Source organism: Bartonella sp. AP150HLJHH (assembly GCF_042196385.1).
In the GTDB taxonomy this organism is placed as follows: domain Bacteria; phylum Pseudomonadota; class Alphaproteobacteria; order Rhizobiales; family Rhizobiaceae; genus Bartonella.
Genome location: NZ_JBHIQC010000003.1, coordinates 103,862 through 129,117, shown reverse-complemented (window position 1 = coordinate 129,117; position 25,256 = coordinate 103,862). Strand labels below are relative to the sequence as shown.

Annotated in this window: 20 protein-coding genes and 2 pseudogenes; 2 read left to right on the top strand and 20 right to left on the bottom strand. The window is 40.2% G+C overall.

Features of this window, described 5'->3' with window-relative positions; translation table 11 throughout:
• A partial coding sequence (locus tag ACFING_RS02890; RefSeq protein WP_375629747.1) for an ATPase, T2SS/T4P/T4SS family occupies positions 1-327 on the top strand: 327 nt, incomplete at its 5' end.
• A gap of 811 nt (positions 328-1,138) precedes the next feature.
• Here ACFING_RS02890 and ACFING_RS02885 read toward each other — a convergent pair.
• The 12 genes and pseudogenes from ACFING_RS02885 to ACFING_RS02830 all read right to left on the bottom strand — a co-directional run bounded on the left by ACFING_RS02885 (position 1,139) and on the right by ACFING_RS02830 (position 13,366).
• Positions 1,139-1,363: a type II toxin-antitoxin system RelB/DinJ family antitoxin gene (locus ACFING_RS02885; RefSeq protein WP_375629744.1), complete on the bottom strand. Its 225-nt coding sequence runs from the start codon at positions 1,361-1,363 to the stop codon at positions 1,139-1,141.
• Between the two features lie 172 nt (positions 1,364-1,535).
• A pseudogene (locus tag ACFING_RS02880) lies at positions 1,536-1,808 on the bottom strand (HigA family addiction module antitoxin).
• A 119-nt stretch (positions 1,809-1,927) separates the two neighbouring features.
• Positions 1,928-2,149 (bottom strand): hypothetical protein, encoded by a 222-nt coding sequence (locus ACFING_RS02875; protein ID WP_375620974.1) that lies wholly within the window; start codon positions 2,147-2,149, stop codon positions 1,928-1,930.
• 310 nt (positions 2,150-2,459) lie between these two features.
• Positions 2,460-3,437: an RNA-guided endonuclease InsQ/TnpB family protein gene (locus tag ACFING_RS02870; protein ID WP_375620975.1), complete on the bottom strand. Its 978-nt coding sequence runs from the start codon at positions 3,435-3,437 to the stop codon at positions 2,460-2,462.
• 23 nt (positions 3,438-3,460) lie between these two features.
• The gene (locus ACFING_RS02865; protein WP_375629741.1) at positions 3,461-3,601 is read right to left on the bottom strand and encodes a helix-turn-helix domain-containing protein; all 141 of its coding nucleotides are present in this window, start codon (positions 3,599-3,601) and stop codon (positions 3,461-3,463) included.
• Positions 3,602-3,651: 50 nt separating this feature from the next.
• A pseudogene (locus ACFING_RS02860) lies at positions 3,652-4,273 on the bottom strand (IS607 family transposase).
• Between the two features lie 265 nt (positions 4,274-4,538).
• Positions 4,539-5,912, bottom strand: a complete 1,374-nt coding sequence (gene glmM, locus ACFING_RS02855; RefSeq protein WP_375611769.1) for a phosphoglucosamine mutase — start codon at positions 5,910-5,912, stop codon at positions 4,539-4,541.
• A 554-nt stretch (positions 5,913-6,466) separates the two neighbouring features.
• On the bottom strand, positions 6,467-8,629 hold the full coding sequence (ftsH, locus tag ACFING_RS02850; protein ID WP_375629738.1) for an ATP-dependent zinc metalloprotease FtsH: 2,163 nt from the start codon (positions 8,627-8,629) through the stop codon (positions 6,467-6,469).
• 114 nt (positions 8,630-8,743) lie between these two features.
• Positions 8,744-10,231, bottom strand: a complete 1,488-nt coding sequence (gene tilS, locus ACFING_RS02845; RefSeq protein WP_375629735.1) for a tRNA lysidine(34) synthetase TilS — start codon at positions 10,229-10,231, stop codon at positions 8,744-8,746.
• Positions 10,232-10,249: 18 nt separating this feature from the next.
• The gene (locus tag ACFING_RS02840; RefSeq protein WP_375629734.1) at positions 10,250-11,893 is read right to left on the bottom strand and encodes a tol-pal system protein; all 1,644 of its coding nucleotides are present in this window, start codon (positions 11,891-11,893) and stop codon (positions 10,250-10,252) included.
• 52 nt (positions 11,894-11,945) lie between these two features.
• Positions 11,946-12,467, bottom strand: coding sequence for a peptidoglycan-associated lipoprotein Pal (gene pal / locus ACFING_RS02835; protein WP_273790460.1), 522 nt, complete (start codon positions 12,465-12,467; stop codon positions 11,946-11,948).
• A 203-nt stretch (positions 12,468-12,670) separates the two neighbouring features.
• Positions 12,671-13,366: a DUF1013 domain-containing protein gene (locus tag ACFING_RS02830; RefSeq protein ID WP_375611764.1), complete on the bottom strand. Its 696-nt coding sequence runs from the start codon at positions 13,364-13,366 to the stop codon at positions 12,671-12,673.
• Positions 13,367-13,734: 368 nt separating this feature from the next.
• Here ACFING_RS02830 and ACFING_RS02825 point away from each other — a divergent pair, with 368 nt between their 5' ends.
• On the top strand, positions 13,735-14,481 hold the full coding sequence (locus tag ACFING_RS02825) for a YebC/PmpR family DNA-binding transcriptional regulator (RefSeq protein WP_254492472.1): 747 nt from the start codon (positions 13,735-13,737) through the stop codon (positions 14,479-14,481).
• Positions 14,482-15,548: 1,067 nt separating this feature from the next.
• On the opposite strand, the gene tolB is transcribed toward ACFING_RS02825, so the two are convergent.
• The 8 genes from tolB to ruvC form a co-directional block, all read right to left on the bottom strand.
• A complete protein-coding gene (gene tolB / locus ACFING_RS02820) occupies positions 15,549-16,874 on the bottom strand; it encodes a Tol-Pal system beta propeller repeat protein TolB (protein ID WP_375613209.1) in 1,326 nt (441 codons plus the stop codon).
• Between the two features lie 38 nt (positions 16,875-16,912).
• Positions 16,913-18,400, bottom strand: a complete 1,488-nt coding sequence (locus ACFING_RS02815; protein ID WP_375629731.1) for a cell envelope biogenesis protein TolA — start codon at positions 18,398-18,400, stop codon at positions 16,913-16,915.
• A gap of 107 nt (positions 18,401-18,507) precedes the next feature.
• Positions 18,508-18,960 carry a protein TolR gene (gene tolR, locus ACFING_RS02810; protein ID WP_375611761.1) on the bottom strand — a complete coding sequence of 151 codons (453 nt, stop codon included), beginning with the start codon at positions 18,958-18,960 and terminating at the stop codon, positions 18,508-18,510.
• A 15-nt stretch (positions 18,961-18,975) separates the two neighbouring features.
• Positions 18,976-19,689, bottom strand: a complete 714-nt coding sequence (gene tolQ, locus ACFING_RS02805; RefSeq protein ID WP_375606538.1) for a protein TolQ — start codon at positions 19,687-19,689, stop codon at positions 18,976-18,978.
• Between the two features lie 1,684 nt (positions 19,690-21,373).
• A complete protein-coding gene (gene ybgC, locus ACFING_RS02800) occupies positions 21,374-21,814 on the bottom strand; it encodes a tol-pal system-associated acyl-CoA thioesterase (RefSeq protein WP_375611759.1) in 441 nt (146 codons plus the stop codon).
• A gap of 211 nt (positions 21,815-22,025) precedes the next feature.
• Complete coding sequence (gene ruvB / locus ACFING_RS02795; protein ID WP_375613207.1) at positions 22,026-23,120, bottom strand: Holliday junction branch migration DNA helicase RuvB; 1,095 nt, start codon at positions 23,118-23,120, stop codon at positions 22,026-22,028.
• A 13-nt stretch (positions 23,121-23,133) separates the two neighbouring features.
• Positions 23,134-23,748 carry a Holliday junction branch migration protein RuvA gene (gene ruvA / locus ACFING_RS02790; protein WP_375611757.1) on the bottom strand — a complete coding sequence of 205 codons (615 nt, stop codon included), beginning with the start codon at positions 23,746-23,748 and terminating at the stop codon, positions 23,134-23,136.
• Between the two features lie 13 nt (positions 23,749-23,761).
• Positions 23,762-24,277: a crossover junction endodeoxyribonuclease RuvC gene (gene ruvC / locus ACFING_RS02785; protein ID WP_375613206.1), complete on the bottom strand. Its 516-nt coding sequence runs from the start codon at positions 24,275-24,277 to the stop codon at positions 23,762-23,764.
• Between the last annotated feature and the right edge of the window lie 979 nt (positions 24,278-25,256).

The following is a 25,256-nucleotide window of genomic DNA, read 5'->3' as shown; positions in this document are numbered from 1 at the left end:
CTGCTTGAATCAGGATTACGCATGCGCCCCGACAGAATCCTTCTACAAGAGCTGCGTGATGGTACAGCCTTTTACTACATCCGTAATGTCAACTCTGGTCACCCCGGCTCCATTACCACCGTCCACGCCTCAACAGCCCTTGCAGCCTTCGAACAAATGACCCTTTTAGTCAAAGAAAGTGACGGTGGTGGTAATTTAGCTCGCGATGATATCCGCGGCTTATTAATCTCGATGATTGATGTCATCATCCAATGTAAACGCCTCGAAGGAAAATTTCGTGTAACAGAAATCTATTACGACCCTTTCAAACGCCGTGATGCTTTTTAAAAAAACGCTACCCCTCACACCCTTTTTTATAAGCAAAAACTATACCAATAGAGCTTTCTTAAAAACACGATTAATCGCTTCAAGTTCAGTGTCAATAATCGAAAACAACAAGTAAAAAGAAGTAAAAATATCATCCCCATTCCCAATCACGAATGCGCCCCACAGGAAAACCAAAACGTGCCGAAAATGATATCTATAACCCTATATTTTTTCTGATTTTTTTTGACATCAATATTTGCAGGAATATCGATACAAAATTTAGTATCAGTTTTACCTTTAGCTTCAGACAAAAGCTTCACAAACACCTTTTAATATACGAGGTCCTGCTTTATGTGCCTTATCCATTATTATTCTTTTCGATATTCATCAAGGCGCAGTTAAATTTTTCTTCAATGCATTCCTCTCTGATTTTGTCAAATTACCTCAAGATGATTGACTGTAAATATCTTCGATCAACACCGGAATATTTTGACCACCCCAAAAGGATATAACCTTATATCCCCACTTTTACTCTTATGCTTTTAAACCTAACTTTCCTTGGCTTCACCTCATTCCTTGCATAAAACCACCAACATCTGAATGAGTAGCAATAAAAGAAACAATATCAAATAATTATTCAGGCGATATGCCTTCTTCTTTCACAGAAATTCAATAAGCTGCCATTTCAATCACGGTTTGCATACATCATTCAATATACGGAAAACACCCATAACGATAATGATGTAAATGAAAAGCTAATTTGAAGTGAATGATCAGAAATATCAAATATCCAAATGACAAAACAAATCTTACCTATCTTCAGCTATATCTCTTAACCCTTGTCACTTCTCTTAACCCTTGTCACTTTTCTCAAAAGTTTAAGCGTTTTCGCATGAGGAATATACATATCAAACGGCAATCCTCTTTCATCAACAACTTTAGCTAAAGAAATTCGTATGAAATCAGACACCGTAAGTCCTAAACTTGCTAATATTTCACCAGCTTCTTTTTTACGTCCTATCATGTGGGTTCGTACAACGTCTTTTGTCACACCCATATTAAACTCTTTTGATTAGCTCTCTTTTGTCATATGGCTTAATAGGGCTTATACAGCATAAGGCTTTATCCTTGCCCTTACCGTATCATATCTATTGATCTTGCACGCGCTATTGCGTTGATTTTCTCCTGTTGTCTCTGTTGCAAAAACTTAACTGCCATTTGAAACTCTTTTATGCAATCTTGATCATGAGACTGTTGTTAAGGAATTTTTTTGATAGATCATAATTTGTTTGCATAGCAAGCCAAGCACGTGCTGTGCTTACACCAGCCATTTCAAGCCTAATAGCAAGATTAGCTCTCATAGCGGCTTTTCCATTTAAAACTCTAGAAAGTGCTACACGAGATATACCAAGCTACTCTGCTGCTTCATTAACGGATAAACCAAGCTCTTTGATCACATCTTCTCGCAATAATTCACCGAGATGTGAAGGATTCTTCATCATTGTTTAGACCTGCTTTTTGATGATAATCCAGATAATCAACCATTTCGACATCTATGCTATCAAAGCGAAATATTACGCGACAATTTCCATTTACAGTAATTGACTAATAATCCTTGAAATCACCCTTTAGCAGATGTAATCAAAAAGACGGATAACTCAAAATCTTTTGGCGATACATCTCCTTCAAGAGCACTTAGAATACGCTTTAATTTTTGAGCATGGGCGGTTCTAATCCCTTCAGTCGTACCAGTATTATAGAAGGCTTCAATCCTTTTATGTTTAAATCTTAAAATTGTAAATGAATATAGAGTGTACCCTTCCAAAATCCAAAAAATGTTCATTATTTTTACATCACATAGCTTTTTTTACTTTATAAATATTAGAACTATCGTGAAAAAAATTGATCATTCTCATCTCTTTCTCATTATTCTACTAATTATTGGAAAAGTATAAGTTCATAATTAGGAGGAGCTAAACGTAATAGGAGCGTATCATATCTCCAATTGGCAGCGGCACTTAAAAACATCAAGATGATATAACCACAATACTCATTGCTGTTTGATGTTCATGGGGCGCTGCACCCGCTGTATGTCCAGTAAAAAGAATGAATAACACTTAAACTCCGGTTCTATCAAACTTATGTAAATATAATCATTTCTGATTAAATATACTGTTGATTTCCTGCTTCTTCGAGGCTGGTTTCACCAAAGTCACAGGACATTGGCCAGAGCCTTCCTCTCCACAGGCTGACACGGTGGAACTCACCGCCAAGTTTTTTAAATTAATCGCGGCATTAATGTCTCTATCATGGTTCGTACCACAATGAGAACATCTCCACTCACGTATGTTAAGAGGCAATTGTTCAATCTTACATCCGCAATGATGGCAGATCTTACTGCTCGCATACCAACGATCTGCAATAACAATCTGTCGACCATAACGTGCCGCCTTATATTCCAATTGACGGCGAAACTCGAAAAAACTTTGATCTGCAAGGGCACGCGATAAATGCTTATTTTTCAGCAAGCCTTTTACATGAAGATCTTCCAGACAAAATGTACCAAAACGCTGAATTAAATCTGTTGTAACCTTATGCAAATGATCTGTTCTGATATTACTTATCCGTGCATGAAGCTTAGCGAGTTTTTGTTTCTCCTTATAACGATTGCTCGAGCCTTTTTGCTTACGGCTTAGCCTTCGTGATAAGCGCCGTAAACGATTTAGCAAAGCCTTATAAGGTTTAACGCCTCCTATGGTTTCTCCTGTCGAAAGCGTTGCAAGTGCATTGATGCCCAAATCAAGACCAACAATAGCTTGGTTCTCGCTCAGTGACTCTTGATTATCTGTTTCAACGCTAAGACTTACAAACCACCGATCCGCTTTACGGCTAATGGTTGCTGACAAGATCTTTCCTTGAAATCGCAATTGTTCTCGCAGACGAACCCAACCAAGCTTGGGAATTCTTATCTTGAAACCTTGCAACTGTACTTGATCATTGGTCAAAGTAAAACGATCGTGCACTCCTTTCTTTCTAAAAGTGGGATATCGGCTTCTCCCTGAAAAGAAATTCTTAAAAGCCATACCCAATTGAATAATTGCCATTTGTGGAGCATTTTTAGTGACTTCCATTATCCATGGAAATTATTCTCGTTTTAGAGAATTGAATTGTCTACGTAGCGCATAGTCATTAGGCTTTGTAAATTATTATCTTTCTTCCATGCTTCATATTGCTGCTGCCATTCCTTCAGTGCCCAATTATAAGCAAAGCGCGCGCAACCACTGGCTCGAACCATGTAGCTTCGTTGTTTATTGTTTAAGTCTAGAGCTATTTTGTGAGCAACAATCATTGCGATGCTTCTACAGCTTGACGAACATTTTCTAATAACTTTTGATTTTTTCTCGAACGACTTCCATAAAGACGAGCACTGAAGACAGTAATAATTTCTAAAACATCTTTGGCTAAATCTTCTTCAAAACTGCTTTCTTCTCCTTGATTGAGAATGACAACCTCAACTTGTTTGGCTTCACAAATGGCGAAGACCAATTCCGCACCAAAGCGCAATAAACGATCTTTATGCGTAATCACCAAACGACCTATTTCATTTTCAATGAGAGCATCCAATAAACGTTTAAGACCTTTTTACGATAATTCATCCCTGACCCTAAATCAGAGATGAGTTCATAAGTCCAACCTTGGCTTGCGCAATAAAGCTCGAGAACCTGTTTTTGTCGCTCTAAATCGTCTTTTTGATCATGGCTCGATACACGCGCATAAGCAATGGTTTTTCTTTGTGATAGTTCTCTCGAATGAAAAGCCCAGATCTAAACCTAGATAGGTCATAACGGCGGTGACCTCCTGCCGTATGCTCAGAAATAATTTTGCCTTCACATTCCCAACGGCGTAGAGTGCTGATCGAAACACCCAAAACTTGAGCGGCCTTACCTATCCCAATAAATCTATCCATAATGTATATTATTACACAGATATAAATAGATTATAAGTAAGCTGGTAAAGCCCCCACTACAAACTCTGTTAAACTTAACCGGTTTACGAATAAGTAAAAGAAAAAGGAAAATCAAAAAAAGGCATATTTTTCATATCTTACGAACTATAGAGAAATCTATACGCATTGTAGTTATTAGAATTGGACTTTCCTTTTGTAATTGCCAAAACCCCGCATTAAAATCAGACCTTTATTCAAAGATGATCTGATAATTTTTTCAAAAAATTCAAGATTCCTCAAGTGCAGTCCCCATGCGTACATCATGATGAATAATAACATCCATCAACTCTGTCACGACAGTGTCCAATACTTCTCGTGCATCGCCTTCAGCCATAAGGCGGATAACCGGTTCCGTTCCAGAAGCGCGGATCACCAGCCTTGCCTCTTTTCCCAACCGCTTCTCTGCTTGATCAATGGCCGCTTTGACGGGATTTTTTTTCAAGACATTTTTATTTTTAATCGTTACATTTTTTAAAATTTGCGGTACAGGTTCAAACCGTTTACACAATTGGCTCATAGGGCTTTGACTTTCCTTCATACAGGCTAAAATCTGCAATGCAGCCACCAAGCCATCACCCGTTGTACCAAAATCACTAAGCACGATATGGCCAGAAGCCTCACCACCAACATTATATCCCTTTTGGCGCATGGCATCGACAACATAACGATCTCCAACTTTTGTCCTTACAAGGTGCAACCCTTTGCTATTCAAGAAACGCTCTAGTCCAAGATTTGACATAATCGTTGTGACAACACCATTGCACCGTAATCGTCCCATTTTATGCCAATTTTCAGCAATTACAGCAATTAACTGATCTCCATCAACCGTTTGTGCTTTTTCATCAACAATGAGAACCCGATCTCCATCTCCATCAAGAGCAATCCCCACATCAGCACGCACTTCATGCACTTTTCGTTTTAAAGAGCTTAAATCGGTTGATCCACATTTTTGATTAATATTGGTCCCATTGGGCTCATCATGAATAGCAAAAACCTCAGCCCCCAATTCCCATAAAGCACGGGGAGCCGCTTTATAAGTAGCCCCATTGGCACAATCCACAACAATACGCACAGTATCTAAGCGAACATCACGCGGCAAAGTTCGTTTGGCATATTCAATATAACGATAAATATCTCCCTCAACCCGTTTTGCATAACCAATTTCGGCAGAACTTGCTAAAGACTTTGAAAGATCTGTATCGATCAATTGTTCAATTTTCGCTTCCATATCATCTGAAAGCTTAAAACCATCAGGACCAAAAAGTTTAATTCCATTATCATAGAACGGATTATGAGAAGCAGAAATCATCACCCCAAGATCCGCGCGCAAAGAGCGGCAAAGCATTGCAACAGCAGGCGTTGGCACTGGCCCCAATAAAAAAGCTTCCATCCCCGCAGCAGTCAATCCTGAAACCAAAGCGTTTTCCAACATATAGCCCGATAATCGTGTATCCTTGCCAATCACCACACGATGAGATTGATGTTGTGAGCGAAATAAAACCCCTACAGCCATCCCCACCTTCATGGCAAAATCGGGTGTCATAGGAAATGAATTGGCTTTCCCCCGAATTCCATCTGTACCAAAATATTTTTGCACCATGCCTCTTTCCTTTAATATATAATTCTTCCCTTGGCTTTTCCTTAAAACCCTAACAAGCCCCCTTGGTACAATAGTCCTCCTCTCCCCGTATAAAATCAGATCATTGATCTTAAACCTTCATGCATTTAGACAATCAAGCCCCCTATTCACCATCTACACATCTAAACTACTCTCAAGCAATTATGTTTACACCCTTACACATAAAAGCAATATTATCTCCTCAAAATGCTCTATACATCCCTTTAACACAACCAACGGATAATTTCACACCCTTGCTAAATCCGTAAAGAAATCCAGCACCAAACCTCATACCCTACCAAATCAGCAAGGAAATCTATCGCCTAACCTTACCCCCCCCCTACCACATTAGAAAAGCAACAGTCCACCTCGCCTTGTAGCATGCTAAAGCCGCCATCATACAACGGCTTTGCTTAATTTTTTGCTTCCATATTTTTGCAAATATTACAAGAAAGGCGCAAACAAAACTTGCGCCTTTCTCAAAGAATTTAGAAGTTTTCCTAAAACATCGTCACTCAAGCGATATTAAACAGTTCTTATTTTTCTTTATCATGTCCCGCAGTATTGGACTTCTTTTCAGCATTACTTTTAGAGCGGTTGACTGATTTTGTAGTACCTTTTGTGCTTTGTGCTTTTTTCTCAGTCTCATCCGATTGCACTTCTTTAGACTGAGCCTCCTTAGGCTCAACATTACCGGATTTTGCTGTTTTTTTCCCAACAGCTGCCTCTGCTTTGCCTGCCTCGCCTTTATCTGTCTCTGCTTTATGAAGCACTGTTTTAGGAGCTGCTTCAGCGTTTTTTTCATCTACCACTGTTATCTCTGTCTTCATTTTTCCAGTTTTTGGAACAGAAGACCCCCGTGGCGCAGCACCCTCATCTTTCTGTGTGCGTGAAGGAGGCTTTCCTGCAATAACTTCGTTAATTTCAGCTCCCGTTAAAGTCTCATATTCCAACAAACCTTGTGCCAAAGCAAACCATTCTTTTCTTTTTGTTTTCAAAATGTTTGTCGCATTTTTATAGGCATCATCAATAAGCTTACGCACTTCCATATCAATCATGCGCGCTGTTTCTTCAGAGACATTTTGTGTTCGCGCAACAGAATGACCCAAAAAGACTTCATCTTGGTTATCGCCATAAGCTACATTTCCAAGCAGATCAGAAAATCCCCACCGTGTGATCATCGCGCGAGCTAATTTCGTTGCTTGTTCAATATCAGAAGAAGCACCAGATGTGATATTTTCCTTTCCAAACTTTAATTCTTCAGCCACACGTCCACCCATCATAATAGCCAAACGAGAAATCATCCACCGATAACTCATAGAATAGCGATCGCCTTCAGGCAATTGCATCACCATTCCCAATGCTCTTCCCCTTGGAACGATTGTTGCTTTGTGAACAGGATCAGCAACCGGCACATTAAGAGCCACAATAGCATGTCCTGCTTCGTGATAAGCAGTGAGTTCTTTTTCCTCTTGTGTCATAGCGGTTGAACGACGTTCAGCCCCCATCATCACCTTATCTTTGGCATCTTCGAATTCTTGCATCGTGACAACTCTTTTATTACGGCTCGCAGCCATAAGAGCAGCTTCATTGACCAGATTCATCAGGTCTGCACCGGAAAATCCTGGTGTTCCCCTTGCCAAAATTTTCAAATCAACGTTAGGCGCTAAAGGCACGTTGCGCACATGCACTTTCAAGATTTGTTCACGCCCAGAAACATCAGGGTTTGGCACAACAACTTGTCGGTCGAAACGCCCTGGTCTTAACAAAGCGGGATCAAGCACATCGGGACGGTTTGTTGCGGCAATAAGAATAATACTTTCATTGGGCTCAAACCCATCCATTTCGACAAGCAACTGGTTTAAGGTCTGTTCACGTTCATCGTTTCCACCGCCAAGACCAGCCCCCCTATGGCGCCCAACAGCATCGATTTCATCAATAAAGATAATACAAGGTGCATTTTTTTTAGCCTGTTCGAACATATCGCGCACACGGCTTGCCCCAACACCAACAAACATTTCCACAAAATCAGACCCTGAAATGGTAAAGAATGGCACATTGGCTTCACCGGCCACAGAACGTGCTAGCAAAGTTTTACCGGTTCCTGGAGGACCAACAAGCAAAACACCGCGTGGGATACGCCCCCCTAAGCGTTGAAATTTTTGTGGTTCGCGTAAAAATTCAACAATTTCTTGAAGATCTTGCTTTGCTTCTTCTACGCCAGCAACATCTTTAAAGGTAATACGTCCTTGCGCTTCATTAAGCAATCTTGCTTTCGATTTCCCAAATCCCATTGCACCGCGTGATCCATTTTGCATTTGCCGCATAAAAAAGACCCACGCCCCCACGATAATAATAACAGGTAATAAGGAAAAGAGGAGATTGAGGAAAATGCTATTTCCAGAGCTTTCAGGAATAGCTTTAACATTAACGTTTTTGCTTTCCAATTTTTGTATCAAACCTGGATCGCGAGGAGCATAGGTTGAAATAGTTCTATGTTCAATGGTTTTTCCTGTTAATTTTTGACCTTGAATGGTCACAGATTTCAACTCATTATTCTCAACTTTTTGCAAAAATTCAGAATAGGAGACTTCTCCACCACCAGAACGTTGGCTATCTCCATTAAAGAGAGAAAACGACACAATCAAAATCAAGGCAATAACTCCCCAAATAAGGAGAGAGCGGTAATTGGAATTCATATTCAGCCCACTTAATCAAATATAGATTTCAAACAGTTCCCCTTAACATATAACCTTGTCAGCCCCTTGCCAAGGGATGAGAAGCTGTTTATTTTCTTTTAGAGTAATTTTCCTTTATCTTTTCACCTCAATATTAAAAAAAGGTTCCACAACATTCACCAAGGCTGCATCTTCTCGTGAGGAAAGCCAATCGAAAGGTGCCATAATCCGCTTGACGATAACATGTTTATGAACAACTGCTTGAGAAATCAACTCTGGAATATCATACCCTTTATGATTTGAGATCATCAGCAGCGATTGTAAAGAGGGAAAATGAGGCTTTTCAAGCTCAAAATCGCTATTTTTTAATAAAAATTTCAGCTGTTCTAAATTTGCGGCTCCAACCTTTATAGCCTCATATCCATGATTTGTGATATGATAGCGCCCATCCCATATAAAAGTTTTATCTGGCTCAACAATAGCCTCTTTCATATTTCGCCCTTCACGCCACAAAGAAATTCCCTGCTTGTTATATTCAATAACAGAGCCCGCATAAGTAAAACGCCGCTTTTCTGGAGAATCAAGACAGAGTTTTTGAACAAGCATGCTTAATTTCTGATTGGGGAGCAAATAAAATCCCCCTCCCATCAGCACAGCAAAGAGCCCCACCACAAAAGGAAAACTGGAATGTTTCTGTAAAAATAGCGCAGGCTTTTCTATGAAACAACGCCCATGTTGGACAGTAATATCCAGCGCTAAGATCAAATCAGCAATATTTTTAGCTTGTTGACGACGCTGCAATGCGGCTTCATTTATTTTTTGAGCAATATAAGCCAATTTTTGTGGAGAAAGAGATTGACGCACGCGCACACGTTCAAAATTGCGATCTTCATTGGTTGGATCATCAATCCATGTTTGTCCTTGTAAGCGTAAATAATTCCGTAATGTTTGGCGTTTTACACCAAGGAGTGGCCGAATCAAACGCACTTTTCTATGCAACAGCGCCTCACGCGGAATACAGGATAAACCACGCTCATAGAGGGGACCATAGTTTTTTTCGGCAATATTTTTTCTTGTTTTTCTGGTATGATCCTCATCACGTATACCCTCGGCTTCACCGCGCAAAATACCAGCAAAACCACTGGCATAAACCTCATCGCGCATGGCAACAGCTCCACTATATAAAGCACCTCTATTCTTTTGGAGACGTTGATACCGCATTTGATAGGTCTCAACCTGATCATTGAGTGTATGCCCCGTCATAATAAGTGATGCGCCTTGTTTTTGTGCTTCTTTAACCAAGAGATCATAGCGTGCAACACGCGCGCTGGAAGCAATATGCGTCTTTGGCTTTTCGCCTTCCCATCGCACAGTGATATGTTGAATATCATGGACACGACAAATTTTCGCAACAGTTTCTGCTTCACGCATCGATTCTTTACGCAATTGATGATCAACCGTGACAACAATCATTTCTGGAGGAAATGCGAGAGTTTCCAAATGCTCTTTGACCAAAAACATCAAAGCCAAAGAATCACTTCCCCCTGAGACGGCAAGAATCAACTTCTGACATTGAATAAAATCCGATGTTTTAAAGAGATTTCTTGCCAGTCTAACGCACACCGAAAACGACCTCGCTGTTTATTTTGCAGGTTTACAAAAAACAGATGCTAATGTTTGTTGACGTTTTGATTTTTTCACAAAATGAGCACAATCGTCTTTATTTGGCTCAAGAGCGACCATACTTCTTGCTAATTTCAGTAAAATCTCCGAGGTATAGAGCTTCTTTTTATCTGCATACCATGCGGTAAGATAAACTTGTGCTGCTTCATGATAGCGTTTTTGCCCCAACAAAGATTCGGCCAACCAAAATAAAGCATCATCACTCAAAGGATCTTTTTTGTAACGATTTTGAAAAGCGCAAAAGCTTTTTTCAGCATCAACATAGTTAGCAGAACGAATAAAATCATACCCTTCCTTATACAAAGCTTTAGAAGAAGAAAGATTGTCACTCTGATGTGCTTCAATTGGAGCACTTACTTCATGCGCTTTGTTAAAAGGTTGACTGTTTTCATGGTCATGGCTCTCCACCTTAGCTTCCACAGCAGCAACCTTTGTCTGGTCACCTGTACTATAGTCCTGCTCCATCTCTTCTTTTACAGTCTGAGATTTTTCATCTACAGCAGACTTTTCAAAAGAACAAGAATAAACAGAAGAGGCTTCTGTATCAAAAAGCTCGTGAAACTGCTTGTTAACATTTTTTAAACTGTTATGCTCAAGCACCATTCGTATCTTATGCAAAAGCTTATCTAAATCATAATCTTTAAATAAAGCCTGTTGATTCTCTAAAATAATCCCTTGGTGCTCCGCAACACTAGTAGCTTTTTCTATCACATCAGATGCTGCTTTATCAGCTGCTTCAGGCGCTTCCTTCACTGCATCGACAGCCTTATCAACAGCGTCAGTGGCTTTTTCCTCCACATCAGATGCTGCTTTATCAGCTGCTTCAGGTGCTTCTTTCACAGCATCAACAGCCTTATTAACAGCGTCAGTGGCTTTTTCCACCGCATCAGATGCTGCTTTATCAGCTGCTTCAGGTGCTTCCTTCACAGCATCAACAGCCTTATCAACAGCGTCAGTGGCTTTTTCCGCCGCATCAGATGCTGCTTTATCGGCTGCTTCAGGTGCTTCCTTCACAGCATCAACAGCCTTATCAACAGCGTCAGTGGCTTTTTCTATCACATCAGATGCTGCTTTATCAGCTGCTTCAGGTGCTTCCTTCACAGCATCGACAGCCTTATCAACAGCGTCAGTGGCTTTTTCTATCACATCAGATGCTGCTTTATCAGCTGCTTCAGGTGCTTCCTTCACAGCATCAACAGCCTTATCAACAGCGTCAGTGGCTTTTTCCGCCGCATCAGATGCTGCTTTATCGGCTGCTTCAGGTGCTTCCTTCACAGCATCAACAGCCTTATCAACAGCGTCAGTGGCTTTTTCTATCACATCAGATGCTGCTTTATCAGCTGCTTCAGGTGCTTCCTTCACAGCATCAACAGCCTTATCAACAGCGTCAGTGGCTTTTTCCGCCGCATCAGATGCTGCTTTATCGGCTGCTTCAGGTGCTTTCTTCACGTCATCAGTTGCCTTATCAACTGCATCAACTTTATCCGTATCATGTGCAGGATATTCGGAAGCCTTTCGTGCCGCACTTTGAACAAGTGAAGTAGAACAAGCTATGAAAACCCCCATATAAAAGAGTGTTTTCCAATTGATTTTACGATACATTCTTTTTTCCCCTTAAGAGCTTATTAAATAGTTGAAACAAACAATCTTCTTTTTAATGACTATTCATGTCATTCAACGTTGTCACAGCACGTCGATTTTGATTCCAACAGGAAATATCATCACATACTGCTACAGGTCTTTCTTTTCCGTAAGAAATTGTTTGAATCCGTTGTGCGGACACACCAAGAGACACCAAATAGTTTCGCACAGCAACAGCACGGCGCTGTCCAAGTGCCAAGTTATATTCACGTGTTCCCCTCTCATCAGCATGACCTTCGATCATAATAGAATAATAAGGATAATGAAGCAACCATTCTGCTTGGCGCGTTAAAATACGTTCAGCATCAGCATCAAGTGAAGAAGAATCGAGACCAAAAAACACGCGATCACCCACATTAACCGTAAATTCTTGTCCTGAACCTGGTGACATCTGATTCAAACCAGCATCATTCATATAAGCGCCATTCATACCGTTAAGTGCACCAACATTTTTTTTGCCACACCCACCCAAGCATAGTGAGAAAAGAAAGAGGATAGCTAAGGAATGAGAGATGGTTTTTTTGGTAGAGCGCATAGTCCGTTTCTCCTTGAATTTCGTAAAGAAGGGTCAATTCTTAAAAATATTTTTAAGAATAACCGTTAATTCCTAATGAAGACGAAATTTTTTCTGTTTTTTTCGTCCTCATTTTTACTTTTGAGTCTCTGCCAATTTTTCTTCTCTTTGGCCATTCCTCTAACATTTCCATAAAAAATGTTTCCCTTATGCGTCATGGCTTTTTATGCATCATCTTGATCTTGACGATTTTTTTGCAGCGCGTTCAGCTTTGCAAAAACTTTATCAGCGTCAAAAGTCTTATGCAGATTTTCTTCACTCTCATTTTCCTCTAGAGCAGCGTTTTCCGTCACAGAAGCGGGAAGCAACGACCTATCTTCTTCTGCAGCAACAGGACGATTTTTCGCCGCACGCTGGAGCTCAAAATCTAAATCGATTTGCGAACACAAACCAAGCCCTACAGGATCAAGAGGAACCAAATTTGCACTATTCCAATGGGTTCTAAGGCGGATTTGTTCAATTGTCGCTTTTGTTGTCCCAATCAACCGTGCAATTTGTGCATCTTTCAACTCGGGATGGTTCGTCACCAACCATAGGATACCATTGGGACGATCTTGGCGTCGAGAAAGAGGGATATAGCGTGCCCCTTTACGTTTTTTTTCAGGAATATGCACCCTAGATTGAGAAATTTTCAATCGTGCGTTTTGATCAGCCTCCACCCGTGCAATTTCACTGCGCGTCAATTGCCCAGAACTAATCGGATCTAAACCTTTAATACCATAAGCCGCATCACCATCGGCAATAGCTTTTACTTCCAAGACATGCAATTTACAAAATTCTGCAATCTGATCAAAAGAAAGAGCTGTATTATCAACCAACCAAACAGCTGTTGCTTTGGGCATCAAAAGTTGCGTTGCCATTTTTATAAATCCTCTTCTGCGCCTCTTCTATGAGGCAGGTTACCGCCCACTCAAGAGCACTGGAACTTTTTTATATGTTTAGGTCTCTCCAACCACTCCTAAAACAAAGTGAGGCATGGAATAAACCATTTTGCTATGAGATTACATTCTGTTATAGCGTTATTTTTGCTCAACGACAAGAGATCTCTCTTGTAATGATCCTCAACTAAGGTGTCTTTACCTTTAAGATGAATTTTCTTATAAAGGGTTTATTCGATTATTTCACCTCATGCTGTGGCACATTTATTCTGGTGGGATGCGTGCTTTATCGTCTTAAATTCTAAAGAGTATCCAACTGGAAAGAAAGCCCTCAAATAGGAAGGAAAACTATGGCAGGCCATTCACAATTTAAAAATATTATGCACCGTAAAGGGCGTCAAGATGCAATGCGCTCGAAAATATTTTCTAAGCTTGCGCGCGAAATTACCGTAGCAGCAAAACAAGGTGCTCCTGATCCAGCCATGAATCCACGTTTAAGGCTGGCTGTTCAAAATGCCAAAGCACAATCGATGCCGAAAGATAATATTGAACGCGCGATTAAAAAAGCGTCAGGCGCCGATGTCGAAAATTATGATGAAGTACGCTATGAGGGCTATGGACCAGGTGGCGTTGCCGTCATTGTTGAAGCTTTAACTGATAACCGCAACCGCACCGCTTCAAATGTGCGCGCCGCCTTCACAAAATCAGGAGGAGCCTTAGGGGAAACAGGATCGGTCAGTTTCATGTTTAATCGGATTGGTGAAATAATCTATAAGCCAGAAGCAGGGACAGCCGATAACATCATGGATGCAGCAATTGAAGCCGGTGCCGAAGATGTGCAATCAGAAGAAACCGGACATCATATTACCTGCGCATTTGAAGATATTGGTGAAGTTTCCAAAACACTTGAAGCAAAACTTGGTGAAGCAGAATCGATTAAAACGATTTGGAAAGCCACCACCCTTGCACCAATAGATGAAGAAAAAGCTTTGTCCGTTTTACGGCTGATTTCAACATTAGAAGAAGATGATGATGTGCAAAATGTTTATGCCAATTTTGATGTCAGTGATGAGATTTTGGCAAAATTGTCTGTATAATTCCCATCATTTGCATAAGCCCTCTCTTCATGCATGAGGGCTTCAAAAGCATCTGTCACCTCTCCTCTTTATCCGCACATATAAAAGCCCCGCGTCAATAGCGGGGAAAAGCTGTCAGTGCAACAAGAAAACCGCAATTAATTTCAGAAAACATAATCCCAAAAAGAAAGCATACAAAACTCTGTAGCCTCACGCCCTTCTTACATGCCCCAAAGATTATCCCTATATCCCCTCTCTCATTTGATCTTTTTGTTCTTTAAGATGAACCTCCTCTCTCCGCTCTCAAGTGATGAAAATGATCTAGCCTCTAAACAATTAGGGGTTTCCTAACGTATTCCTATGACGAATCACCCATGGAATTCGCTTGAAACTTAAGGCTCAACACACATGCACTCCCCTAAATATTCGCCATGCACTTAAAAAACACTTAAATATAGCAAGAGGTTTGTCCTATTTATACGCCCTATATCACCACACTTCAAAGGACAGTGTTTTTACAACATCACAGAATAAAAATAAGCAAATGGAAAGCCAGAGCTGATTGTTTAGCAAAGTATTGTACAAAAAGCCGGTACATCTCTCTAATCCGTTGCGGATAAATTTTTGACTTTATGGCATCGTATATTTCTAAAATAACGTCATTTATCTTAAAAATCTGTCCTTTTGCTCTTACCAATCAATCAAGATTCAGATCTAAAACAACCGCGTACTTGAATAAAACACATCAAAGAGCAACAGCCCCCCCTGACAAGACCAAACTCTTCACAAACAAAATTGAAGAAGAAGTTTAAAAAAATATATATAGCGACACTTTGAATAAAAAGTTGAAATCTAAAGACCTCAGAATTTTCGACTCTATTTTTTCAAGGTCTTGTTTTGAATTTTTTTAAGCATTTTCCCCCAAGGAAATTCCATTATCGATCAACAACCGTAGATGATAGATGAAATCTACATAACTCCCCATACCCACTATAATCAATTCCTTCTTTTAAATAATTAAAAAACTATTGAGATTGTTTAAACTTGAGACTGTATTCCTTCTATACTCTGTTTTTAAGCATTTTGTTTTACTGTACATTGAGCAAAGGCGACCATGCTGGATCTGAAGCATCATTGGGGGTGGGTAATTGACGTTCATTGCGACCCGTAATATCAATCGTATAAATTTTTGGTCCCATACCGGGATTTTTGCGAAAGAACATCAGTACACGACCATTGGGGGCCCACGTTGGTCCTTCATTGTGAAACCCCGTGGTTAAAATTCGTTCTCCTTGTCCATCAGGGCGCATAACACCGATAGAAAATTGTCCGCTTAATTGTTTTGTAAAGGCGATATAGTCACCCCGTGGAGACCAAATAGGTGTTGAATAACTCCCATCGTTTGAAGAAATACGCTGAATATCACTCCCATCCGCATTCATTTTATAGATTTGCGGCTTTCCACTACGATCTGAAGAAAAGACAATTTGTTTTCCATCCGGTGAATAAGAAGCAGAAGTATCAATAGCAGAAGTTGTTGTAAGTCGCGTCATCGTACGGGTTCGTAAATCCATAGTGTAAAGATTGGCACTCCCATCATTTTGTAACAAACTCATAATAACTTTTTGTCCATCAGAAGAAAAACGCGGAGCAATTGTCATGTTATTAAACGTTCCGATCAACTCTCTTTGCCCCATTTCAATTTGTTGGAGATAAACATGAGGTACTTGATTGTCCTCGTAAGCCATATAGGTCAATTCTTGTCTTTTTGGGGAAAACCGCGGTGTAAGCACCAATTCACTTCCATCAGACATATAAATCAAATTTGCTCCATCTTGATCCATCATTGCTAAACGTTTAATGCGTGCATTTTGAGGACCTGTTTCATCGATAAAAACAATTCGTGTATCAAAATAACCACTTTCTCCTGTCATCTCACTATAGATCTCATCTGCGATCATATGTGCCACACGCCGCCAACGTTCTGTCGCAGTATAAAAACGCCGTCCTTTCAATTGTCTTTGTCCAAACACATCCCATAAACGAAAATCGACCCTCAAACGTCCATCGATTTCTCTCATGACTTGCCCAGTAACTAAACCTTGCGCTTTTATTTTCTGCCAAGAAGCAAAATGTGGTTGTTTATTAGGATTAGAAATGTTTTCCAAAAAATTTGCTTTATCAAGCGGTAAAAAAAGCCCCGACCGTTCAAGGTCAGCTGTCACCACAGCAGATATTTTCAACCCAATCGAATCATTGGAAATAAAGTCTGTAATTGCAATGGGAATGGGATTAAAATCAGCGCTCGAAATAGTTCCTTTCAATTGCGCATAACCCGATGAAATACTTGAAAGCCACACCCCACAAGTGACAATAAACCAAGCAAAAACTTTATGTCTCGTTATAGTCATCATGGAATGTGTCCTTTCGTTAAGCGCTTTTTTCTCGTTTATCATCTTATTTCTTGGAGGGGATCAACATTAAAGTCAAAACCTTGCCCCCATAGATCATATTGATCACGTGGGAGATCTGCATAAGGTTGGCATGAAAAGACAGCAGCATACACCTGCCTTATCATAATAGCTTGTTGACTCTCAAGGCCGCTTATGGGATCAATGATAGGATCGCCCACAACCATCCCTTCACGGTCTAAATAAAATCGCAACCGCACGACCGGACGATTTTTTAAATCGCCGCCAAGCGCCACAAGTTTAAGCTTCTGTTGAATACATCCCCCCGCAATATTGACCAATGTTTGTGCCATTTTTGTGGTATCATTAATATTTTTTCTTGCACCCAAAGCTTCTGGTGTATGAGAACGTTTTGCTCCCCCTCCTTGTGACCGCGCACGATTGAGCAAATTATTTTCCTCCAGAGCTAAAATATCTTCAATGGTCTGTTTCTCTTGGTTTTTCTTGTTAAGCTTTGGCGTCTTTTGATTCAATGCAGCCTCATTCTTCTTTGGAAATTCTCCGTCAAACTTTGGTTTAAACTGTGGAAGAAGAGATTTTTCTGGAAGTACAATTTTGGGCGCTTGATGAACAATCTGCTCTGCTGGTACTTTTGGGACCGTTGGAGCCAATTCTTTTGGCGATATCATTTCTTCATTTTTGTGCGCAGGCTTGAGCGCAACCTTAGAGGCATCTTCCGGCACTCTCAAAGGCATCTCAGGCGCAACCTTGGGCGCATCCTCCGGTGCCTCCAAAGGCATCTCAGGTGCAAGCTTTGACGCATCTTCCGGTACTCTCACAGGCATCTCAGGCGCAACCTTGGGCGCATCCTTCGGTGCTTCCAAAGGCATCTCAGGCGCAACCTTGGGTGCATCCTCCGGTGGTGCCTCCAAAGGCATCTCAGGCGCAACCTTGGGCTCATCTTCCGGTACTCTCACAGGCATCTCAGGCACAACCTTAGGCGCATCTTCCGGTACTTTCAAAGGTATCTCAGGTGCAAGCTTTGGCGCATCTTCCGGTACTTTCAAAGGTATCTCAGACGCAACCTTGAGCTCATTCTCTGGTTCTTTTGAAATCTCCTCTGTTTTTGCTTCTAATAATTCTGGTTTTGTAAGTTCGGGTGCAAATGTTTCTGACGTGTTCTCGCTTGATGGTGGCGATGCTGTTTCAACGGGACGCAGCTTTTCCTCTGGTTGAAACGGTGCAAGACTATCTATTTGTCCCTCTCCAATATGGCGTGCATCTTCTTTCTCTTGTGGTTGCATAGTTGGTTTGACGGCAGGGATTGCACGTATAGGAGCCTTCACGGCTCCTTGTTGAGAAGAAAACTCGTCCACCAAAGGAGCAAGAGTGATGGGAATTGCTTCCAACGGTTGTGGTAAAGAGACAGAGCTTGTAAACTGAATAGCTCCCCAACTGAGAAAAATGACATGGACCACAAGGGATAAAGCCAAGCCTCGTTTCATACTATGATAGGAGTCTTTGTTCATTCTTTATGCCTTACTTATGCCTTACATTTTTTCATTTTTAATCACTCTATGCTCTTTTAAAAACATCTTAAAAACAACCGGTTATGCACAATTTTATTACTTATTATTTATTGTGCTAAACTTGCTAACGCGACTTGAGAAAACCCCGCTTTTTGAATATCTGCCAGCAGTTTTAATACTTGCTGATATTCAACAGTTTTAGCAACCCGTACAAAAACCCGTTGATCTTTTTGTGTAGCATCTGCTTCCAGAAGAGTTTTCAGGTGTGCAATCAGGGACTGTGACGTTTCATAATAATCTTGATTAATGGCAAAGCGCCCTTGCGCGTCAAGTGAAACCGTAAGAGGTGTTTTTTGAGCTCGTACGGGACCCGCTTGACTACGAGGCAAATCTAGAGGAACACCGTTCACTAAAAGGGGGGCAGAGACCATAAAAATAATCAACAAGACCAGCATGACATCCACAAAAGGAGTGACATTGATCTCACTCATCAGTTGGCTTCGTGAATGATGCCGCCTACGTGTATTTTTGCGAGAAGAAGAAGCAACAGAAAAGCCCATGGGATAAGATCCTTTTTATAAAGAGGAAGGTGCTGTGCGTGTTTCATCAATACGCCGCGATACAATTGTTGAAAATTCATCGGCAAAATTTTCTATTTGTGCAATGATGCGCGCACTTTCATGAGTCAACTTGTTATAAGCAATAACAGCTGGAATTGCTGCAAACAAACCAATAGCGGTTGCCAAAAGCGCTTCTGCAATCCCTGGCGCGACAATGGCAAGTGATGTATTTTGAGAAGCTGAAATAGAAAGAAAAGACTCCATAATACCAATAACTGTTCCAAAAAGTCCGATAAAAGGTCCCGCAGATCCCAGTGTCGCAAGAAAACTTAATTTTGATTCTATTTTTTCACTTTCACGTCCCAGCGTCAAATCCATAGCCTTATCAATTCTGCTCTGCAAACTTTTCGATGTATGGGTCCCTTTTTCAAGAGATTTTTTCCATTCAACCATTGCTGCCATAAAAACTGCGGATATACTATTGGTACGTTGACTTTTGCATGATGCATAAAGATCTTCTAGCGCTTTGCCAGACCAAAATGTGCGTTCAAACTGCTTTATTTCACGCCGTATTCTCCGATACGTAAAAATTTTATCAAAAATAATTGCCCAACTCCAGATAGAAGCGAGCAGCAACCCAATCATAACACCTTTCACGATCCAACTCGCTTGCATAAACAAATGCAACATTCCAATTGTTTCCGGATTTGTTAGTTCACCATGCGGCATAATTTTTATCCCTCTAAATGAAAGGTGTATTTTTAAAAGTTTTATAAAATAGATTATTTTATAGTTTCTAAATTTAAGTAAAGACTTTAGTTTCACATAAATCCATGCGCTAAAACAAGACTTGTTTCTTAAATTTCCTTAAAAAGTGATGACGAGAGACATCCCTCAATGCACACCCCCCTCATTTCACAACAGCATTTATGAAAAATATAACGATCAGGATTTCTCCATAAATGCTATAAAAATAAAAGACATAAAAATGCATGATATAAAATCCATTATGCACCACCATCTTTACGCTTATGAAAAGAACGCTAAATCATCATACGCGTTTTAAGCTTAAAATACAGCGATAAGTCTTAGCACTTGAAAAGATTCATAAGAGGCATTTATTCCTTTCTTAAGTGTTTTTGTACCCACTCATCAACTCCGCTTGTGACATGTAAGAAAATGTTTTTGATTAATTCGCAGCAATAGAGCTTGAAAAGAAAAAATTTTACAAGTTTCAGAATTATCTGAAAGTGACAACGCAATGAATTATCATTGTAAATAAATATGTTATCATCATAAAAGATGACGCTTTGCCTCAGGCTATTGTTTCTCTCATTCTTTAATAAGATCACACCATCGGGCACAAAAAACGACACTAAACCACCCTAAAACGCCTCACAACAATGCACCTCACCTAGGCCCCCTATAAGTCCTATATAATCTAGTGTAAGTCTCATGTAATCTCATTGTGTTGTGAATTAGCCCCTTTCAATGCCTATCATCTCTCTGGCACTATGGTATAACGTAAAAGCTTCTGTGACATGAAAAAAGTCTTTTCACGTCTTTACTTCATGAAAACCAGCTTCTTCGCTCTCTTTGCTCACTTGCGATATTTGATCGTTATTGCATTGAGAATGATACATAAGGAACATTTTTACAATTTTTTCAATGATTTATATTGCTCTCTTATGATGTATAAGCAAATGATTTTAATTGTTTCAACATGAACAGATTTGAAATGCAAAGTATTTTATTCCTCTATTAGGGTTTGTACCCGTGAGAAGTGATAATTTATCTTTCTAAGTCAATATATTATATAGAATAATATGCTTTTGAAACTTTAAATCAAGAATGCATTTCTGCTTTGTATACATTGATCTCTCACTCATTCACTACGTTTAGAAGCGCACATAAAGTGATGCATGATGGATAGAAATGGATGAAACACGCGCTCTTGTGATGCCAAATGACAGTCCAGTAAAAAAACAAATCAAATTGCTTAAAAAAAACCTTTAAGTATTTTGAGACAATTTTCGACCTAATAGCTTATTATCCCTTTATTGCAATATGTTGCTGGGTATATACATTTTTATTTTTTTATATTTTGTACCTTTTCGCTGCTTTCCGATGCCAACAAACCTTTCTTCAAAAGAAAGAAAAATATCTTGAGTTTATAGAAGAAAATGGATGATATGACATTGTTTTTGAATCATAACATGGATGAGGTGTGTTTAATTTTGTGGGATATCATCTTCAATTTATTGTAGTTATTGTAGCAGAGGTGCTTTCTTTTGCTGTATCGTGTAACCTTGTTAGAAAACATCTAGGCTATGATAAATGTATAGTCTTAGATTGTAGATTACTTTATATCTGCTGATCTCTCCTGAAACTGCTAATTCAATGAATAACACTTTTAACCAAGCATTTTTGCAAAAAGTTCTTTGGGTAAACGTCGCGGTTTTGCCTCCTCATTAATCAGAGCAATTTCAACTTTGGCTGTTACCAACGTAGTCATCTCATGCAAAATAGATTGCTCCATAAAAAAGCGGGCCCCTTGGATATGAGTAACACGTGTTTTAACGACTAAAAGATGATCAATTTTAGCGGGTCTTGAAAAATTAATTTCCATATGACGAACAACAAAAAATAGTTTTTCCCCCTCACCCCCTGCTGCTAACATCTTATTATTAAAACCGGTATCCCGTAAAAACTCTGAACGTCCTCGTTCAAAAAACTCAAGATAACGCGCATGATAAACTACACCGGAAAAATCTGTATCCGCAACATAAACGCGGACCTGAAAATTATGAAAAGCGTTTGTATGATTGCTCTTAAAAGGTGTTATTTCTGTCATCGACTTCATATCCCATAAAATCATCTAATATAGCAAATTATCTATCAATCAAAAGATTGAACACATTTTTGTGTTGAAGTTGTGAAAAGCAAAAAATCTTTAATAGTGCCAAACCTTTTTAGCCAGAATATGCTAAAAGAAGGCACGTCTCTTGTATTTTATGACCTTGCTATAAAATATTCACATAGTTTCTTTTAATAAAGAGAATGTCTTAATCATCTTCCCCATCCCATAAAGACGTCTGAAGTGATGAATTGTCTTGAGCATCAGAAAGTTGAGAACGCCTTTGTATAGACGTTGTAGAGGCTGGAGCAGAAAGCCCTAAATGGCTCCAAGCCTTTTCAGTTAGAATGCGTCCACGAGCGGTTCTTTGAATAAAACCTTGTTGGAGCAAATACGGTTCAACAATATCTTCAATGGCATCGCGTGGTTCTGATAAAGCAGCAGCAATCGTTTCAATCCCCACCGGTCCCCCTAAAAAAGTTTCCGCAATCAGGAGCAAGTAGCGGCGGTCAAGCGGATCAAGCCCAAGATGATCAACCTCAAGGCGCGAAAGGGCTTCATCGGCGATTTTTTGGTCAATTTGTTTTGCTTGTTTAACCAGAGCAAAATCACAAACGCGCCGTAAAAGCCGTCCGGCAATACGAGGCGTCCCGCGTGCTCGGCGTGCAATTTCATGAGCACCATCATCACTGATCTTAACGGCAAAAAGTCGTGCATTACGCTGCACAATATATTCCAATTCTTCTATCGTATAAAAATTGAGACGAATTGGGATGCCAAAACGGTCTCGTAGAGGTGTGGTTAAAAGCCCCAAACGTGTGGTTGCTGCCACCAAAGTAAATTTAGCCAGATCAATTTTCACCGAGCGTGCGGCCGGCCCCTCCCCAATGATCAAATCAAGTTGATAATCTTCCATGGCTGGATAAAGAATTTCCTCAATCGCCGGATTTAAGCGATGAATTTCATCAATAAACAAGACATCACGTTCTTCAAGATTGGTCAAGAGAGCGGCTAAATCTCCTGCTTTAGCGATGACCGGCCCTGAAGTAGAGCGAAAATTAACGCCTAATTCTTTTGCCATAATCTGTGAAAGCGTTGTTTTTCCCAACCCCGGTGGCCCTACAAACAAAACGTGATCCAGCGCTTCTTGCCGCGTTTTTGCTGCTTCAATAAATATTTTTAAATTAGCCCGCGCCGCTTCTTGACCAATAAAGTCATCGAGAACTTGTGGCCTCAAGGAACGATCTGGATCGTTAGGAAGGGGGGCGGAACCCAGAAGGCGTTTATCTTCATCTTTATGCATTGTTACCTTGATTTTAAGTAGGAGAAGAAAGCAATTTGAGACTATGGCGGATCAGCAGGGCAGAAGAAACAGTTTCCCCCTCAAGAGCATTCATCGCAAGAGCAAGAGCACGAGATGCATGCTCCCGTTCAAACCCTAGCTTCATCAACGCGGAAAGCGCATCATGCGCAGGTTGATTGGTCATCTCACGCTGAGAAACCGAAACAGTCTTGACAGCTTGTTCAAAGGGGAGTGTTTTACTTTTCAGTTCACCCACAATTCTTTCACTGACTTTTTTACCAACGCCCGGCGCTCGACTAATCATCGCAACATCGTTTAAAGCAATAGCCTGTGCAAGTTCATCTGGCGATAAAGTACCCAAGATTGCCAAAGCAACCTTTGCCCCTACTCCAGGAACATTTTGTAGAAGACAAAACCACTCCTGTTCAGCTCTTGTAGCAAAACCAAAAAGGCGGATTGCGTCTTCCCGAACATGCGTTTCAATAAAAAGGCTTAACGCCTCCCCAACAGAGGGTAAAGAAGGACGCAGCCGATTTGACACAAAAACAACATACCCCACACCGTGAACATCAAGAAGGATATGATCATCAAAGATATGTTCAAGAGTGCCCTTTAATTTGCCAATCATGCTTCCACCCCACTCATATCGCCATCCTTGCCTGATAAGATCGGTCAATACTGTTACGGTGCATACTATGACAAAGAGCAAGAGCAAGAGCATCAGCCGCATCACTGCTATCAAATTCAGCCCGTGGGAGGAGAACTTTGACCATCATATGGATTTGTTCTTTAGCCCCATGTCCAACCCCAATAACTGATTTTTTCACTTTGTTGGGCGCATATTCAAAAACAGGAAGATTTGCTTGCGCAGGAACCAGCAGTGCAATTGCACGCGCTTGCCCAAGTTTTAAAGTTGCTGTAGCATCTTTGTTGACAAACACATGTTCTACAGCAGCTTCATGGGGCATAAATTGATGCACAACCTCTGAAAGACCTTTGTGGATCTGACATAGTCTGGAAGCCAGCTCACACTGTACATCAGAAGAAACCGTCCCTGCTGCAATAAACTGAAGACGATTACCCGCAACATCGATAACGCCCCACCCTGTACGCCGTAATCCGGGATCAATGCCTATAATACGAATCGTCTCTGCCATAAACTACAGTCTATACACTTTTCCCCCCTGTGAATAAAGATGTGAATAAAGACAAGACCACAAAGAAACCAGCAACCCAAGACAAAACCAGTAAAAAGATAATCATATCCCCCAAATTTATACAATTATAACACACAACGAACAGCATCTTTATGGAACACACTTCATGAAGCATAACTGAAATCAATCAAAACCATTCACACATCACAAGCAAGCACCTTATCAAGCACCCTCTAAAGCATAAAAATTCCCTTTCTGTATCATTTCCAATGCCATAATGGTTAAACATCGCAAACGAGCAAATAGATCAGTGCTGGATTGCACATTCATAAGTATAAAGAGGCTATGCAATGGATAGTATACACTTTACGGAAACTTTTTACATTATAGCATGACGCTACCACAATAACTCAACACATTGATTTACAAAGATAATTAATTATTTTGTATGTTGCATAAGAATCCCGAATATCCTAAGATTTTCTCATTACAAATCTGTTTATATTGAAGCAATCAAAACCATTCTCTTACATATGAAACGTGGGATTGCCGTATAGAGTGAAACTGTACAAGACAGGACTAAAAATGCCTCTAATGAATTGACTCAAGTGCCAAGAGCTTGTCGCAACATTGAGAACTGGCAAATATGATGATCGTGCCGGCTTTCTCCTTTGCAAACGTAAAGATGAGGAGAGCTCAACGGATATGAATAAGAACTGAGAGGTGTTTTTGAATATACCCATCACACCACAATGACATTGCGTAGAGAGGGACATTGCATGGGGGCACAGGGAACCCATGGGGCATTCATTATATGGCACTTTATTTTGGATATTTTATTTTACGCGAGGAAAAATAACTTCCATTCAAAACAAAAGAAGCCCCAAAACTGCAACAATGTGTATCATCCTCATTAACACACACTTTACAGCAGCTTTATAGGCATAAATTATAGAGCACAAATAAATTGATGTACAAG